The organism is Catonella sp. (assembly GCF_057250765.1).
Window position 1 is genome coordinate 78,982 of sequence record NZ_DBHIEC010000005.1, and the last position, 14,750, is coordinate 93,731.

General features: G+C 40.7%; 10 protein-coding genes. All 10 read left to right on the top strand.

The window, feature by feature from the left end; translation table 11 throughout:
- The first annotated feature begins 10 nt into the window (after positions 1 to 10).
- The 10 genes from ACO6HM_RS04020 (at position 11) to tagD (ending at position 14,550) form a co-directional block, all read left to right on the top strand.
- Positions 11 to 784 carry a type III pantothenate kinase gene (locus ACO6HM_RS04020; RefSeq protein ID WP_485389885.1) on the top strand — a complete coding sequence of 258 codons (774 nt, stop codon included), beginning with the start codon at positions 11 to 13 and terminating at the stop codon, positions 782 to 784.
- 93 nt (positions 785 to 877) lie between these two features.
- Positions 878 to 2,926 carry an ATP-dependent zinc metalloprotease FtsH gene (gene ftsH, locus ACO6HM_RS04025; RefSeq protein ID WP_485389886.1) on the top strand — a complete coding sequence of 683 codons (2,049 nt, stop codon included), beginning with the start codon at positions 878 to 880 and terminating at the stop codon, positions 2,924 to 2,926.
- Between the two features lie 305 nt (positions 2,927 to 3,231).
- Positions 3,232 to 3,852 (top strand): hypothetical protein, encoded by a 621-nt coding sequence (locus tag ACO6HM_RS04030; protein WP_485389887.1) that lies wholly within the window; start codon positions 3,232 to 3,234, stop codon positions 3,850 to 3,852.
- Positions 3,853 to 3,870: 18 nt separating this feature from the next.
- Positions 3,871 to 5,850, top strand: a complete 1,980-nt coding sequence (gene tkt / locus ACO6HM_RS04035; protein ID WP_485389888.1) for a transketolase — start codon at positions 3,871 to 3,873, stop codon at positions 5,848 to 5,850.
- A gap of 83 nt (positions 5,851 to 5,933) precedes the next feature.
- Complete coding sequence (locus tag ACO6HM_RS04040; protein WP_208427845.1) at positions 5,934 to 6,350, top strand: peptide deformylase; 417 nt, start codon at positions 5,934 to 5,936, stop codon at positions 6,348 to 6,350.
- Between the two features lie 131 nt (positions 6,351 to 6,481).
- A complete protein-coding gene (gene mgtE, locus ACO6HM_RS04045) occupies positions 6,482 to 7,846 on the top strand; it encodes a magnesium transporter (protein ID WP_208427846.1) in 1,365 nt (454 codons plus the stop codon).
- A gap of 19 nt (positions 7,847 to 7,865) precedes the next feature.
- On the top strand, positions 7,866 to 9,278 hold the full coding sequence (gene pyk, locus ACO6HM_RS04050) for a pyruvate kinase (RefSeq protein WP_485389889.1): 1,413 nt from the start codon (positions 7,866 to 7,868) through the stop codon (positions 9,276 to 9,278).
- 90 nt (positions 9,279 to 9,368) lie between these two features.
- On the top strand, positions 9,369 to 11,510 hold the full coding sequence (locus tag ACO6HM_RS04055; protein ID WP_485389890.1) for a sensor domain-containing diguanylate cyclase: 2,142 nt from the start codon (positions 9,369 to 9,371) through the stop codon (positions 11,508 to 11,510).
- A complete protein-coding gene (locus tag ACO6HM_RS04060; protein ID WP_485389891.1) occupies positions 11,510 to 14,164 on the top strand; it encodes a CDP-glycerol glycerophosphotransferase family protein in 2,655 nt (884 codons plus the stop codon). Before ACO6HM_RS04055 ends, ACO6HM_RS04060 begins: the two co-directional genes overlap by 1 nt.
- Positions 14,161 to 14,550 (top strand): glycerol-3-phosphate cytidylyltransferase, encoded by a 390-nt coding sequence (tagD, locus tag ACO6HM_RS04065; RefSeq protein ID WP_208427850.1) that lies wholly within the window; start codon positions 14,161 to 14,163, stop codon positions 14,548 to 14,550. Before ACO6HM_RS04060 ends, tagD begins: the two co-directional genes overlap by 4 nt.
- Positions 14,551 to 14,750 lie beyond the last annotated feature (200 nt).

Here is a 14,750-nt window from a genome sequence, read left to right on the forward strand (position 1 = left end):
GGAGAGACTTATGATATTTGCAGTAGATATGGGAAACAGCAATATAGTTCTGGGCTGTCTTGAGGGAAAAGAGCTGATTTTTGAAGAGAGACTTGCTACCAATATGGGTAAAACAAGCCTTGAGTACGCCATTATGTTTAAGAATCTTTTTGAGCTCTATGGCAAAACTCCTACCGATGTGGAGGGATGTATCATCTCTTCAGTAGTTCCACAACTTACGGACACTATAGCTGAGGCGGTAAACAAGGTATGTGGCAAGGCTCCTCTCATAGTGGGACCTGGAGTAAAAAGCGGTATAAATATAGTTATTGACAATCCTGCACAGCTTGGTGCTGACCTCATAGCAGGCGCAGTTGCTGCCATTTACGAGTATAAGCCTCCTTTTATTATTATTGATATGGGTACTGCTACAACCTTTAGCTACGTAAATGAAAAGAAGCAGTTTATGGGCGGTGCCATTATGCCGGGAGTTGTGACAGCTCTTAATTCCCTTGTAAGCGGCACTTCACAGCTTATAAGAATCAGCCTTGAGGCTCCGAAGAAGGTAATTGGCAGCAATACCATAGACAGTATGAAGAGCGGAACCATATACGGCAATGCCGCTATGATAGACGGCATGATAGAGCGAATAGAAGAAGAGATGGGAAGAGAACTCCTAACTATAGCAACGGGAGGGCTTGCAAAACTGGTAGTGCCGTATTGTAAGAAGAAGATAGTAGTGGATGATTCACTGCTTATAAAGGGGCTTGGGCTTATCTACGAGAAGAACAGGGGTAAGAATTAGTGAAATAATTGTGTATTGCTTGCAATTAAAGCTCGACTTAGATATAATTGTATACAATGAAATTGTGTTAATGAGTTAGGGAAAGGAAGTTGAATGGACGAGAATAAGAATAAAAAACCTGGTGATAACAACTCGGGCGGAGGAATGAATAAAAAAGCCGGGATAATCACCATTATAGCAACAATTATTATATTTTTGACATTCATCTATGGAATGCAGCTTATAAAACAGGGAATCAACAAGGAGATAACCTACAATGAGTTTGTTAAGATGATAGATGACGGCAAGGTGGAGTCGGTTGTGCTTAAGCAGGGCAAGATTGAAATCACGCCTAAGGGTTCAGCCAATGATATATATGCGCCAACTTATTATACAGGTTATATAGGTGATAATGACCTCGCAGAGAGGCTCCTTAAGGCAAATGTGAAGGTAAGCTCGCCAGTAGCGGATGCTTCTCAGGGCATACTTGAGTTCTTTGCTATCTATATCCTTCCTCTTGTGGGGATTTGGGTGGTTATGTATCTACTTTACCGTTCATTCTCAAAGAATGCAGGCGGTATGATGGGAGTAGGCAAGAGCAATGCCAAGGTATATGTTGAGAAGCGTACAGGCATAACCTTTGCGGATGTGGCAGGCGAGGACGAGGCCAAGGACTCACTTCGAGAAATGGTTGACTTCCTTCACAATCCTAGAAAATACGCTGAGATAGGAGCTAAGCTTCCTAAGGGAGCCCTTCTTGTAGGACCTCCGGGAACCGGTAAGACCCTGCTTGCAAAAGCAGTTGCGGGAGAGGCCAATGTACCTTTCTTCTCGCTTTCAGGCTCCGATTTTGTGGAAATGTTCGTAGGTGTAGGTGCTTCAAGAGTAAGAGACTTATTTAAGCAGGCACACAGTATGGCGCCTTGTATCATATTCATAGACGAGATAGATGCCATAGGTAAGAGCAGGGATTCTAAGTATGGTGGCGGCAATGACGAGCGTGAGCAGACATTGAACCAGCTTCTTGCAGAGATGGACGGCTTTGATGCCAAATCAAAGGGAGTAGTTATACTTGCTGCGACAAACCGTCCTGACGTGCTTGATAAGGCTCTTCTTCGCCCGGGACGATTTGATAGAAGGGTTATAGTTGACCGCCCTGACCTTAAGGGAAGAATAGCTATACTTAAGGTACACAGCAAAGATGTACTTATGGATGACACGGTAGACTTGGATGCAATTGCGATGGCTACAGCAGGAGCTGTTGGTTCAGACCTTGCAAATATGATAAATGAAGCTGCCATTATGGCGGTAAAGGCAGGAAGAAAGAGCGTTGGACAGGCTGACCTTTTTGAAGCTGTTGAAGTTGTTATAGCCGGTAAAGAAAAGAAGGATAGGATACTTGGCAAGGAAGAAAAGCGTATAGTTGCCTTCCATGAGGTAGGACATGCTCTTATAACTGCATCTATGAAGAATGCTGATCCGGTACAGAAGATAACGATAGTGCCTAGAACAATGGGTTCACTTGGCTATACTATGCAGCTTCCTAAAGAGGAAAAATTCCTTCAGAGTAAGGAGGAGCTGGAGACAGATATTGTTACCTTCCTTGGAGGAAGAGCTGCTGAAGATGTTGTGTTTAACTCGGTGACGACTGGCGCAAGCAATGATATTGAGCGGGCTACAGCCATTCTTCGCTCTATGATTACTCAGTATGGTATGTCAGACAAATTCGGTATGGTAGGTCTTGAATCCATAGAGAACCGTTACCTTGACGGCAGGGCTGTACTTAACTGTGCGGACGAGACAGCAGCCAGGATAGACGAAGAAGTAGCAAGGCGTATGAAAGAATACTATGACAGGGCTGTGAACATCATCAAGGAAAATAGAGACGCACTTGAGAAGATAGCAGAGTACCTCATTGAGAAGGAGACTATCACAGGTAAGGAATTTATCAAGATGTACAGAGAGATAAAGGGACTTCCTGACCCTGAGGATGAAAAGGTGGATAAAGCTGAAGCTAACAAGACTGATGACAATAAGGCTGATGTGGCTGTGACAGAGGAGATAAAAACATATAATGCTGCCGCGGAAAATCCGGTAAAGGATGAAAGTACAGATAAAGTAGTCGAAAACACTACTGAAAATGCCGGTGATACAGAAAAGTAATACAAAAATAGTAATACAAAAAAGGACTGTTACAAAAGAAAAATACCTGATAGGTGGTCTGTAGGACCAGGTAACTTATTGGTGTATACTCATTCTGATGTAACAGTTTTTTTGTTGCAAAATTATAAACTTATACAAGAGTTAAAAGTATAATATTTCGATTGTGAAATGTTTTAAGGAGTATTTTAGAATCGCGGAAACTGATTATTGATATATCTGGTTTCACTATTGATAAGTGGGCAGAAAATGTGGTAAACTGATACTGGATTTTAGTGTCAAAATATTAGATTAAAGGTGAAAAGATTATGATAAAACTTGAGAGAACCTCCGTCCTCAACCTCGAGAATGCGATGAGGGGTGCTAGAAACCCTATGAATTCCTGGGATAGAACGGATAGCTATTATGATGAGAACAATAACTACATTTTAGGTGAGAATGACCTTAGTCTTGCTACAAAGCTTGCGAAAGCAGGTCCTGACCACAGGAAGTTTATAAGGCAGATATTTGTGTCGGTTGACATAACCGCACCGCTTTACTGGTGGAAGGAGTATGATACCTACAAAGTGGGCACTGTAGCCAACTCTACAAGTACCATGCATAAGATTCACTCTAAGGCATTTGAAGAAGCGGATTTTTCTACTGACCATATGACAGAGGAATCAAGAAAACACTTTTTCTCCTTTGTGGACTATATGGAAGAGGTAAGAAAGAAATACGTGGAATCAAAGGATAAGACCTACTGGTATGACCTTATCCAGATGCTTCCTTCAAGCTACAACCAGCTTAGAACCTGTACCCTAAACTATGAAACCCTCTCGAACATTTACTATGCGAGAAAGGCTCATAAGCTTGATGAATGGCATGTGCTTTGTGACTGGATCAAGACACTGCCTTATGCTGAGGAATTAATAATAAACAGACAATAAAATATTTAGGAGGACAAAATGAGTAATATCGATAACTTATCAGTAAATGCAATCAGAGTATTGTCGGCAGATGCTGTGCAGAAGGCGAATTCAGGACATCCGGGACTCCCTCTTGGTGCGGCTGCGATAGGATACGAGCTTTGGGCCAATCACATGAACCACAACCCAAAGAATCCTAGCTGGGAAAATAGAGACAGATTCGTACTTTCAGGCGGACATGGCTCTACTCTTCTTTACTCATTGCTCCATCTTTTTGGATATGGACTTACTCTTGACGACTTAAAGAATTTCCGTCAGTGGGGCTCTAAGACACCGGGACATCCTGAGTATGGGGTTACTACAGGAGTAGAAGCATCCACAGGTCCTCTTGGTGCGGGTATGGCTATGGCTGTGGGTATGGCTATGGCTGAGACTCATCTTGCAGCTAAGTTCAACAAGGAAGGCTATCCTGTAGTTGACCACTATACCTATGTACTTGGTGGTGACGGCTGTATGATGGAAGGCATCAACTATGAGGCATTTTCACTTGCCGGCACACTCAAGCTAAACAAGCTTATTGTGCTTTACGATTCAAACAAGATATCTATTGAAGGAAATACAGACATCGCCTTTACAGAGGATGTACCTGCCAGATTTAAGGCTATGGGCTTTAAGGTGTTTGAAGTAAAAGACGGAAATGACATATCTGAAATCGGAAAGGCTATAGAAGAGGCTAAGGAGGATAAGGAAAGCCCTTCATTTATCAAGATAAATACAAAAATAGGCTTTGGTTCTCCAAAAGAAGGTTCAGCAGATGTTCATGGAGCTCCACTTGGTGCCGATAATATTATTGCAATGAAAAAAACTCTCGGCTGGCCAAGTGAAGAGCCTTTCTTTGTACCTGACGAGGTATATGAGAACTATAAGGCAAAGGCAGAGAAATTAGCGAAGAAGGAAGAAGAGTGGAATAAGCTCTTTAAGGATTATTGTGAGAAATTCCCTGAGATGAAGACTCTTTGGGATGAATATAAGGATGAGACCAAGGCATGTAAGCTCTTAGATGATGAAGACTTCTGGAGTTATGATGAGAAGGCTGATGCAACCAGAAACCTTTCGGGAAAGGTGCTTAACAAGCTTTCCGCCAAACTCCCTACCCTGTTTGGAGGTTCAGCAGACCTCGCTCCGTCTAACAAGAGCTATGTTAACGGCGCAGGAGACTATTCTGCAGAGAATTATGCCGGAAGAAATGTACATTTTGGCGTAAGAGAACTAGCGATGACAGGTATAGGCAATGGTCTTGTGCTTCACGGACTTAAGGCATATGTATCCACCTTCTTTGTATTCAGTGACTATGTGAAGCCTATGGCACGACTTGCCTCACTTATGGAGATACCACTTACCTTCATACTTACACACGATTCTATCGGTGTAGGAGAGGACGGACCTACTCACGAGCCTATAGAGCAGCTTGCTGAGTTTAGAGCCATGCCTAATTTCAATGTATTCCGCCCTGCTGATGCAACTGAGACAATAGCGGCTTGGTATAGTGCGGTTACTTCAAAAGAGACACCTACAGCCCTTGTACTTACAAGACAGAATCTTCCACAGCTTGCAGGCTCATCAAAGGAAGCCCTTAAGGGAGGCTATATAGTAGCGGATTCTTCAAAAGAGACTCCTGATGCAATCATCATTGCAAGCGGTTCAGAGGTTAGTCTTTCTATCGAAGCTAAGGAAGCCCTCGCTAAGGAAGGTGTTGATGTAAGAGTTGTATCCATGCCTTGTATGGATATCTTTGAGAAGCAGCCCCAAGAATATAAGGAAAAGGTGTTGCCAAAGGCTGTAAGAGCCAGGGTAGCTGTTGAAGCCCTCTCAGAGTTTGGCTGGGGCAAGTATGTCGGACTTGACGGAAAGACAGTATGCCTCGACAGATTTGGTGCTTCCGCTCCTGCTGATGTGCTCTTTAAGGAATTCGGTTTTACGGTTGAGAATGTAGTAAAGGCCGTAAAAGAAGTATTATAAATACCTGATATAACTCGATTCGTGACTGATATAGACGAGAATCAGGGTGGTTAGAGAATTTAAGATATAAAGGATGAGAATATATGGTAAGAGAGTTAGTAAAGGATCAGTTTTTTTTGAGGCTCAAATCAGAGCCTATGACTAAGGATGATATGGCTGTAGTGGAGGATTTGAAGGATACCTTAAGGGCTTATTCAGATGAGTGCGTAGGTATGTCAGCCAACATGATAGGAGTAAATAAAGCTGTAATAGCCATTCAGCCTGAAAACAGTGATGAAATGGTTGTTATGATTAACCCTAAGATAATCAAGAAAAGCGGAGCTTATGAGACAGAAGAGGGATGTATGTGCCTTGATGGTGAGAGAAAAACAACCAGGCATAGAAATATCACAATTGAGTACCATGATGAGGAATTCAAGAAGCATATCAAGCTCTATAGCGGTTATATAGCCGAGATTATCGAGCACGAGTGTGACCACCTTGAAGGAATTATCATCTGATGATATCATAGATACAGGGGTGAAATCCGGAGAATGTATGCAGATGCCGGATTTCTTATCCTGTGGTGGTATATGGAATGAAGTAACGGGTATTATCTACAAAGTATGAATAAAAGAAGGAGGAATCAGGCGTGGAAGATAAATTAGAGGAGAACTATAGAGAAGAGCTTGAAAAACTGCTTCTTGCAAAGGACTATAGAACACTCAGAAAAAAGATGGAAGATATGAACGTGGTAGATATAGCCTTTGCCATGGATGAGATGGATGATGAGGACTCATTAAAGCTCTTTAGAATACTTCCAAAGGATATGGCTGCTGATGTATTTGCCGAACTGGAGCTTGACGACCAGCAATACATAATCGCTTCTATGTCTGATACTGAGGCATCACATATTATTGATAACCTCATGGCGGATGATGCGACTGACCTTCTTGAGGAAATGCCTGCCAACGTAGTAAAGAAGATTCTAGCAAAGGCAAGCCCTGAGACCAGGGCAGATATAAACCATCTTCTGCGTTATCCGGAGTATAGCGCGGGAAGTATAATGACTGTCGAGTTCATAGACCTAAGAGAAATGATGACGGTTGAAGATGCCATACTTAAGATAAAGCGAAGAGGACTTGACTCTGAAACAGTAAATATCTGTTATGTAGTTGATAACCAGCGTGTACTAAAGGGAACAGTAGCGCTTAGATACCTTCTCATAAGAGAACCTGATGAACTTATTGGCGACATTATGAATACCAAGGTCATCAGTATCAATACTCATACTGACCAGGAAGAGGCCGCGCTTACCATACAGAAGTACGGATTTACCGCGATGCCTGTGGTAGATAATGAAAACCGAATGGTTGGTATAATCACCGTGGATGACGTAGTAGACATCCTTCAGGAAGAGGCAACAGAGGATATTGAGAAGATGGCAGCTATTTTGCCATCAGATAAACCATATTACAAGATGACTACCTGGGAGACCTATAAGAAGAGGATGCCATGGCTTTTATTCCTTATGATATCGGCTACCTTTACCGGAGCTATTATAACGGGCTATGAAGATGCACTAGCCTCGTATGTTATACTTACTGCCTACATCCCTATGCTTATGGATACGGGTGGAAACGCGGGCTCACAGGCAAGCGTTTCGGTTATCCGTGGTCTTTCACTGGGAGAGATAGAATTCAGTGAAATATTTAAGGTCATTTGGAAAGAGATAAGAGTTGCAGTATTGTGTGGGGTGACGCTTGCAGGAGCTAACTTCATTAAGCTGCTTGTTATAGATAAATTAGCCCTTCCGGTAGCATTTGTAATATGTGCAACCCTTATTGTAGTTGTTATATTTGCAAAATTTATCGGCTGTGTACTCCCTCTGGTTGCTGAAAAAGTCGGCTTTGACCCTGCAGTTATGGCAAGCCCTTTGATTACAACCATAGTGGATGCAGTGTCGCTGACGGTATATTTTACAATTGCAGTATCAGTACTTCATATAAACGTTTGATAAGAAAGTGAGGAGATTTATGCGTAAGACTAAGATTATTTGCACCATCGGTCCTGCTAGCGAAAGCGAAGAGATGATAAGAGGACTTTGTAAGGCAGGTATGAACGTTGCGAGACTTAATTTCTCACACGGAAGTCACGAAGAGCACAAGGCAAGAGTGGAAAGAATAAAGAAGATAAGGGCAGAGCTGGACATTCCTATTGCTATTATGCTTGATACCAAAGGACCTGAGTACAGAATCGGTGTATTTGAAGATCATCAGGTGGAGCTTCATGAGGGTGACAAGTTTACATTTACCACAGATGACATAATCGGAGACAAGACTAAGGTTTCCGTAAGCTATAAAAATCTTGCAAAAGAGCTTAGAAAAGGTGACACAGTCCTTGTAAATAACGGACTGATCGAGCTTAGAGTAGTCAAGACAACAGCAGTAGAAATTGAGTGTGATGTAGTTACGGGAGGCATCCTTTCAGACAAAAAGAGCATGGCATTCCCTGGTAAGCACATCAAACAGGAATACTTATCTGAAAAGGATAAAGAAGACCTTTTATTTGCCATAGATAACGACCTTGATTTTATTGCCTGCTCTTTTGTTTCAGTTAAAAAAGACCTTGAGGCGGTTCATGAGTTCCTTGATGCAAACGGTGGAAATGGTATCAGCCTTATTGCAAAGATTGAGAATCAGTCAGGCTATGACAACATTGAGGATATATGTGAGCTTTGCAGCGGTATCATGGTTGCAAGAGGAGATATGGGTGTAGAGATTCCTTATGAAAGACTTCCTGCTATCCAGAAAGACCTTATAACCAAGTGCAGACTTCTTGGAAGAAGGGTTATTACAGCAACAGAGATGCTTGAGTCTATGATCAATAACCCACGTCCTACAAGAGCAGAGGCTTCAGACGTGGCCAATGCAGTGTATGATGGAACTTCTGCAATCATGCTATCCGGTGAGACAGCAGCAGGACATTATCCTATTCAGGCCGTTGAATCTATGTCTAAGATTGCAGAGAACACAGAGCAGAATATCAACTATAGAAAGAGATTTTACGGTGGCGACTTTATCATCAAAAATGAGCCTGATGCAATCTCACACGCTACCTGCGGTATGGCTATAGACATTGAGGCAAAGGCCATTGTTGCCTGCACCATCTCAGGTATGACTGCAAGACTGGTTTCAAGGTTTAGGGGACCTGTAGATATTATCGGCCTTACCACAGATGAGAAGACCTGGCGTAAGCTTGCTCTTTCGTGGGGTGTAATACCTAAGATGTGCGAGAGATTTGAGTCAACTGACGTTCTCTTCTATTCTGCAAAGAAGGTAGCAGAGGAAACTCTCCAATTATGCAAGGGCGATAAACTTGTAATCACAGGTGGAATTGCAAATGGTGTATCAGGAAGTACAAATCTTATAAAAGTTGAAAATATTTAACACAGACAAGACAGTAATACATGATGATGTGGGTGCCAAATATTTTGGCACCCTCGTCATTATGAGGATACTTTAATATGGAGATGTCTTATGGAACAGATGATTGTACTTATATCGAAGGTCTGTGTAATACTTGTACTAATACTTGTTTCAGTAGTCGTGGAGGAGTATATAAGCTTTAATAAAGATATAAAATCAGCCCTTGGAATGGGAACTCCCGGTGGTTACGGAAATGAATCTTCGTACAAAAAGACCTCAGTAATGATATTGACTCAGATTATACAGGGTGCTTTGTTTGCGTTTCTTATATATATTGACAGCACAATATCGTTCAAGGGCCTATCAGAGCCGGATATCATTTACGATGCAAGGGAGGTCATCCTCAATCTTTCTGTTATCTATGGACCTATAACAGCTACAATTACAGCAATTGCAAGTATAATTGCAAGAATTATGAGGAATCCTTATAATTCTATGGTGCCGGTTGTCTGTATTATGTGTACATACACAATGGAAATAAGTTATTTATATTACCTAAAGAAGAAGAGAAAGAAGCTTCGTGTTGTAGATTTTACTGTTATGGCTGTTGTTACGGGACTTATAAGTAATATTGGGATTTACCTTACTATCAGGGAAGATATAAAGACAGCAGCAACATCTGCATTTATGCTTATGTTTATATACCCTTTATTTTCTATATCCGTGTACAAGATTATAGATGCTATCAAAAAAAGCAACAATCTTGTTTTTGAACTGTATAAAAGTGACGAGAAGTTCAAAACGATGAATGCTGAACTTCAAAAGAGGTTAGATGAACTAAAAGAAAATGAAGCACACTTTAAGACCATGTTCTATTATTCAGGAGAAGCTATTTTTCTTATTAAAGATAATAAAATAGCTGATATCAACAAGTCTGGAATGAAGATGCTTGGATATCATAGCAGTGAAGAGGTAATAGGCAGGGAATTTTCTGACTTTGTCATGGAATTAAAGCGAAGTGGGGATGACAGAACAGAAGATATAGATGAGGTATTTGCAAGAGTTGCCGAGGGGGAGACTATCAAGAAGGAAATGCGCATTGAGACGAAGAATCTAACCAATGTACATATCGAAGCGTTTATGATAGACCTCAAGACTCCGAACAATGAGTTTATCTACATGTCTGCGAGAGATATAAGCATAAGAAAGGTACGTGAAAATGAAATACTTCAGAAGTCAAGATATGATGAGCTGACCAATGTAGCAAACAGGAAGTATTTTAATGAAGTTGTGGGTAAGATGATTCAAATACCTGAAAGCTATCCAATCTGTTATCTTATGGCTGATATCAATGGCCTCAAGCTAACCAATGATGTCTTTGGACACGCTAAAGGAGATGAACTTATAGTAAAGATAGCCTCTGTTCTTAGCAGCTGCTGCAGAAACAGTGATATAGTCGCAAGAATAGGAGGGGATGAGTTTGCCATATTGTTTACCAATACTGATGCAGGGATGGCGGCCTCTCTGGTTGACAGAATAAATAAAAAGCTTGACAGACAGGAGTATGACTCGGTTAAGCCTTCTGTGTCTATGGGATATGCAGTTAAGAAAAGTATTGAGGACGGTGTCAAATTTGACAACATAGTAAATAGCGCAGATGCTATGATGTATATAAATAAGTCTGCGTCAAGGGAACAAACAAGGAAGATTTTCCTTGATAATATGCTTGACAAGCTGTATGAAATCAGCCCTGACGAAGTAGTTAGGTACAAGGAGCTTCGTACTATGGCTGAAAAGATAGGGAAGATGTATAGCTTTGAACCTGTTGTAGTAAAGAAGATAAACAATCTGATAACTTATGTAAATGTTGGTAAGCTTATAACACCGCGGATTGAGTGGGAAATGAAGGGCGAAAACATATCTACACTTAGATTCTCAAGGAAGTTACTTGAAAATACAGCTGTTATCTTAAACATTATCAGCAACTCTATAAATAACATTGTAACCACGGAAGAACTATCTCTTCTTAATGAAAACTGGGACGGAAGCGGGGAGAAGTATAATACGTTAGGAGATGAGATTCCTCTTGAGGTTAGGGTATTTAGGATGATTTATGATATATACTACTTAAAAACTCATAAAGAAATAGTAGGAATACTGTCAAATGATGAAATAATTGCGCTTATAAGGTCGGAAAGCGGTAAACGCTATGATCCAAAACTTTGTGAGTTAAGATGGGAGGAGATTCTATAGTGAAAATAGATGGAGTACTGGATGCCATTAAAAAAGGTGGTCTTATACCCTATTCAAAAAGCATTTATAGAAAAAAGAAGAAGGAAATAACAAAGAAATTACTTGAGAACTCTAAAATTCTAATGATAGACCTAAACCTAAAGCCTGATGAGATAAACAGAAAGCTTAGTAAGGCAAGGGAAGAGTTTGTGGCATTTTATGATACAGATGCTGTGTTTGCTGAGGATTATTTTAAGGAATTACGGGATGAACTGAAGAAGAATCCAGATACAGGATATGCCACAGGTAGGTTAATTGCTAGAAATGGCGAGCCTGTTAATCACTTTGGAAGTATTAGCAAGGAGATATATAGGTATGACGTAAAGAAGGAAGTGATGGGAGCGCCTCTTCTTATCGGAACTCTTTGCAGAACTTATATAATTAAAAATAATAACATTAGATTCAATGAAGACATGGCTTATTGTAAGGCGGAGCTATTTGCCACAAAATATATGGAAAAGTCATCTAAGGGGCTTATAGTAAGTAAGCTTAGCTACACTACAGGCAGGGGACTTGATGAAAGCTCTGCTAAGATGGGGCAGAGCCACAACAAAAGCTGGTATTTTGCCACTACTAAGGGCTACTTAAACAACCTTATAAAGGATGGTAAGCTGTCTAAAATAGCCCAGTTTGGCTTTTTATACCTAAGCTGTACCAGATTTCTTTCAAATAAAAACGAGTATGTAAAGCTTGTATTTGACAGCGACGAGGAGAGAGAGGAATATCTTGCAGAAGTGGGTGCCGGAATGAGGTTTGTAAGTGATGACATACTCTTTATGAGGGCAAATGCACTTAAACTTGACAGAAACCTTAGAAGATACTTTGCAATGCTTAGATATCCTGAAAAAGAGACCGGGCTTGAGTATAAAAAGCTTGACAACAAGGGAGTAATAAGGCTTAAAGACTCAGAAGGCGGTATAGTAAATGAGATAAGCAGGTTACGTCCACTGATTAATACCTTGGAATACAGACATAAAGAGGGTAAGGACGGATTGTTTATCAAATTCAGTCTCCCTGACTATATGCCTTCAAAGGATTGTGACTTCTATTTTATACGAAGCAGTGAAGAAGGCAGAGTAAAGGTGGATGTAAAGAGAACTACTGAGCTTGCGGCCATTACAACCTTCTTTGATAAGGAAATATTTAGAAGGTATGCCTATGAAGCTTTTGTGCCAATTATTGATTCTAATAAGCAGGAGATTTCCCTTCATTTACTTATATCAGGTGATGAGTATGAGCTTAACCTCTTCTTTGAAGACGTATGGCAGAGTAAGCTTGAGAATGGAAATGTGGCTAAATACTGGTATTTTAATGGGTATATAGCAAGGAAGGAAAAAAAGAGCCTAATAGTCACTAAGGCCGATGAAAAGTCTAAGGAAGAAGCAGAGAAGAGATATATAAGCTATATTGAGGATAAGCTTAACGAAACGAAGCCTGAGTCAGAGGAAAGAGATATGTTAACAAACGTTCTTAGGTGGAGAAAGGCGTATTACGAAAAGTATGATGAGTTTTCTAAAAAGCGAATCTGGATATACTATGACAAGAGTTACAAGGCGGGGGACAACGGAGAATATGCTCTTAGATATGCGAGCACAGTAGATGATGGAATCGAAAAAGTATTTTACATAGAAAAGTCGTCTAAAGACGGAGAAAGACTTATAAAGGAAGGCTACAAGGTAATAGAGCCCGGCAGTGATGAAGGTGTTCTTTATGCACTGTTTGCCGAGGTCATATTTATGACTCACATACCTCCTTTCCACAAGCTTGGCTTCAAAAAGGAAAATCTGGTATATTTCAGGGATTTGTTAAAGCCTAAGATAATAAGGATGTACCATGGTTATCCGATTACAAGAAGCTCGTCTTATGCTCAGATGGGAAGTAATGCGGCTGCGGTGGTGATAGCCTCTAACTACGAGAGAGAGTTGTATACCAATGAAGATAACTGTTTTAGAGAAGATCAAATCATAGCTTCTGGTAATCCAAGGTATGATGATCTAATAGACGACAGTAGAAATCAGATACTGATAGCACCTACCTGGAGGCCTGCCCTTGTAGGCAAGACCTCACCAAATGGTAAGACAGAGTATAACCCTAAGTTTAAGGACAGCAGCTTCTATATGCTCTACAACAAAGTCCTCACCGACGAAAAATTGCTTGAGACTGCAAGGAGAAGGGGATACAAGATTAAACTCTTCTTCCATCCGAAGTTTGAGGCTCAGACAGTTGACTTTGAGACTACAGATGTAGTAGAAGCGCTTAGCCCTACAGAAGATATGGACTATGTTACCATAATGAAGCAAAGCAACCTTATGGTAACGGATTATAGCAGTGTTCAGTATGACTTTGCCTATATGAGAAAGCCTGTGGTATATTACCACGATCCTGTGCTTCCTTACTGGAGAATAACCAATTTTGACTATGAAAAGATAGGCTTTGGGGACATCTGCACCTCGGCTGATGAGCTGGCAGAAGTGCTGTGTAGCTACATTGAAAATGACTGCAAAATCAAAGAAGAATACAAAAACAGATATGAGAGCTTTTTTGTACAAAGTGATAGAAATTCAGGCAAGAGGCTGTATGAAGCAGTTAGAAAGCTTACGGAGGTAAAAGAGTGAAAAGAGTAATTACTTATGGGACTTTTGATTTGCTGCACTACGGTCACGTAAACCTGTTAAGGAGGGCAAAGGAGTATGGGGATTACCTCATAGTTGCCATATCTACAGATGAGTTCAACTGGAATGAAAAGCAGAAAAAATGCTACTTTTCCTATGAGCAGAGGAAGCAGCTGGTTGAGTCCATTCGCTATGTTGACCTCGTGATTCCTGAGGAGAGCTGGGAGCAGAAGCTAGAGGATGTGAAGCTCTACAAGGTGGACACCTTTGTTATGGGAGACGACTGGAAGGGAAAGTTTGATTTCCTAAAGGAGTACTGCGAAGTAGTCTACCTGCCCAGAACACCTGAGATATCTACAACTCAGATTAAGAATGATTTGCAGAGATAAGATGCATAGTTCTAATATCTATATTATTTAGCAATGCCTTAGATGATAAAACCAGACATTGAAAACGGACTTATCATTTAAGGCTGTTTTTAATAAATAAAGCTTAAAGTATATACAATATGGAGGTATAAAATGGCATATTTACAAGTTACTTATGTTGTATAGAGCACCTTGAACCTGCAATCAAATGGATGTTGGGG

Coding starts and splice junctions, on each gene's coding strand:
- pyk (WP_485389889.1), top strand. CDS start 7,866: ATGCGTAAGACTAAGATTATTTGCACCATCGGTCCTGCTAGCGAAAGC.
- ACO6HM_RS04055 (WP_485389890.1), top strand. CDS start 9,369: ATGGAACAGATGATTGTACTTATATCGAAGGTCTGTGTAATACTTGTA.
- ACO6HM_RS04040 (WP_208427845.1), top strand. CDS start 5,934: ATGGTAAGAGAGTTAGTAAAGGATCAGTTTTTTTTGAGGCTCAAATCA.
- ACO6HM_RS04020 (WP_485389885.1), top strand. CDS start 11: ATGATATTTGCAGTAGATATGGGAAACAGCAATATAGTTCTGGGCTGT.
- ACO6HM_RS04030 (WP_485389887.1), top strand. CDS start 3,232: ATGATAAAACTTGAGAGAACCTCCGTCCTCAACCTCGAGAATGCGATG.
- ftsH (WP_485389886.1), top strand. CDS start 878: ATGGACGAGAATAAGAATAAAAAACCTGGTGATAACAACTCGGGCGGA.
- tkt (WP_485389888.1), top strand. CDS start 3,871: ATGAGTAATATCGATAACTTATCAGTAAATGCAATCAGAGTATTGTCG.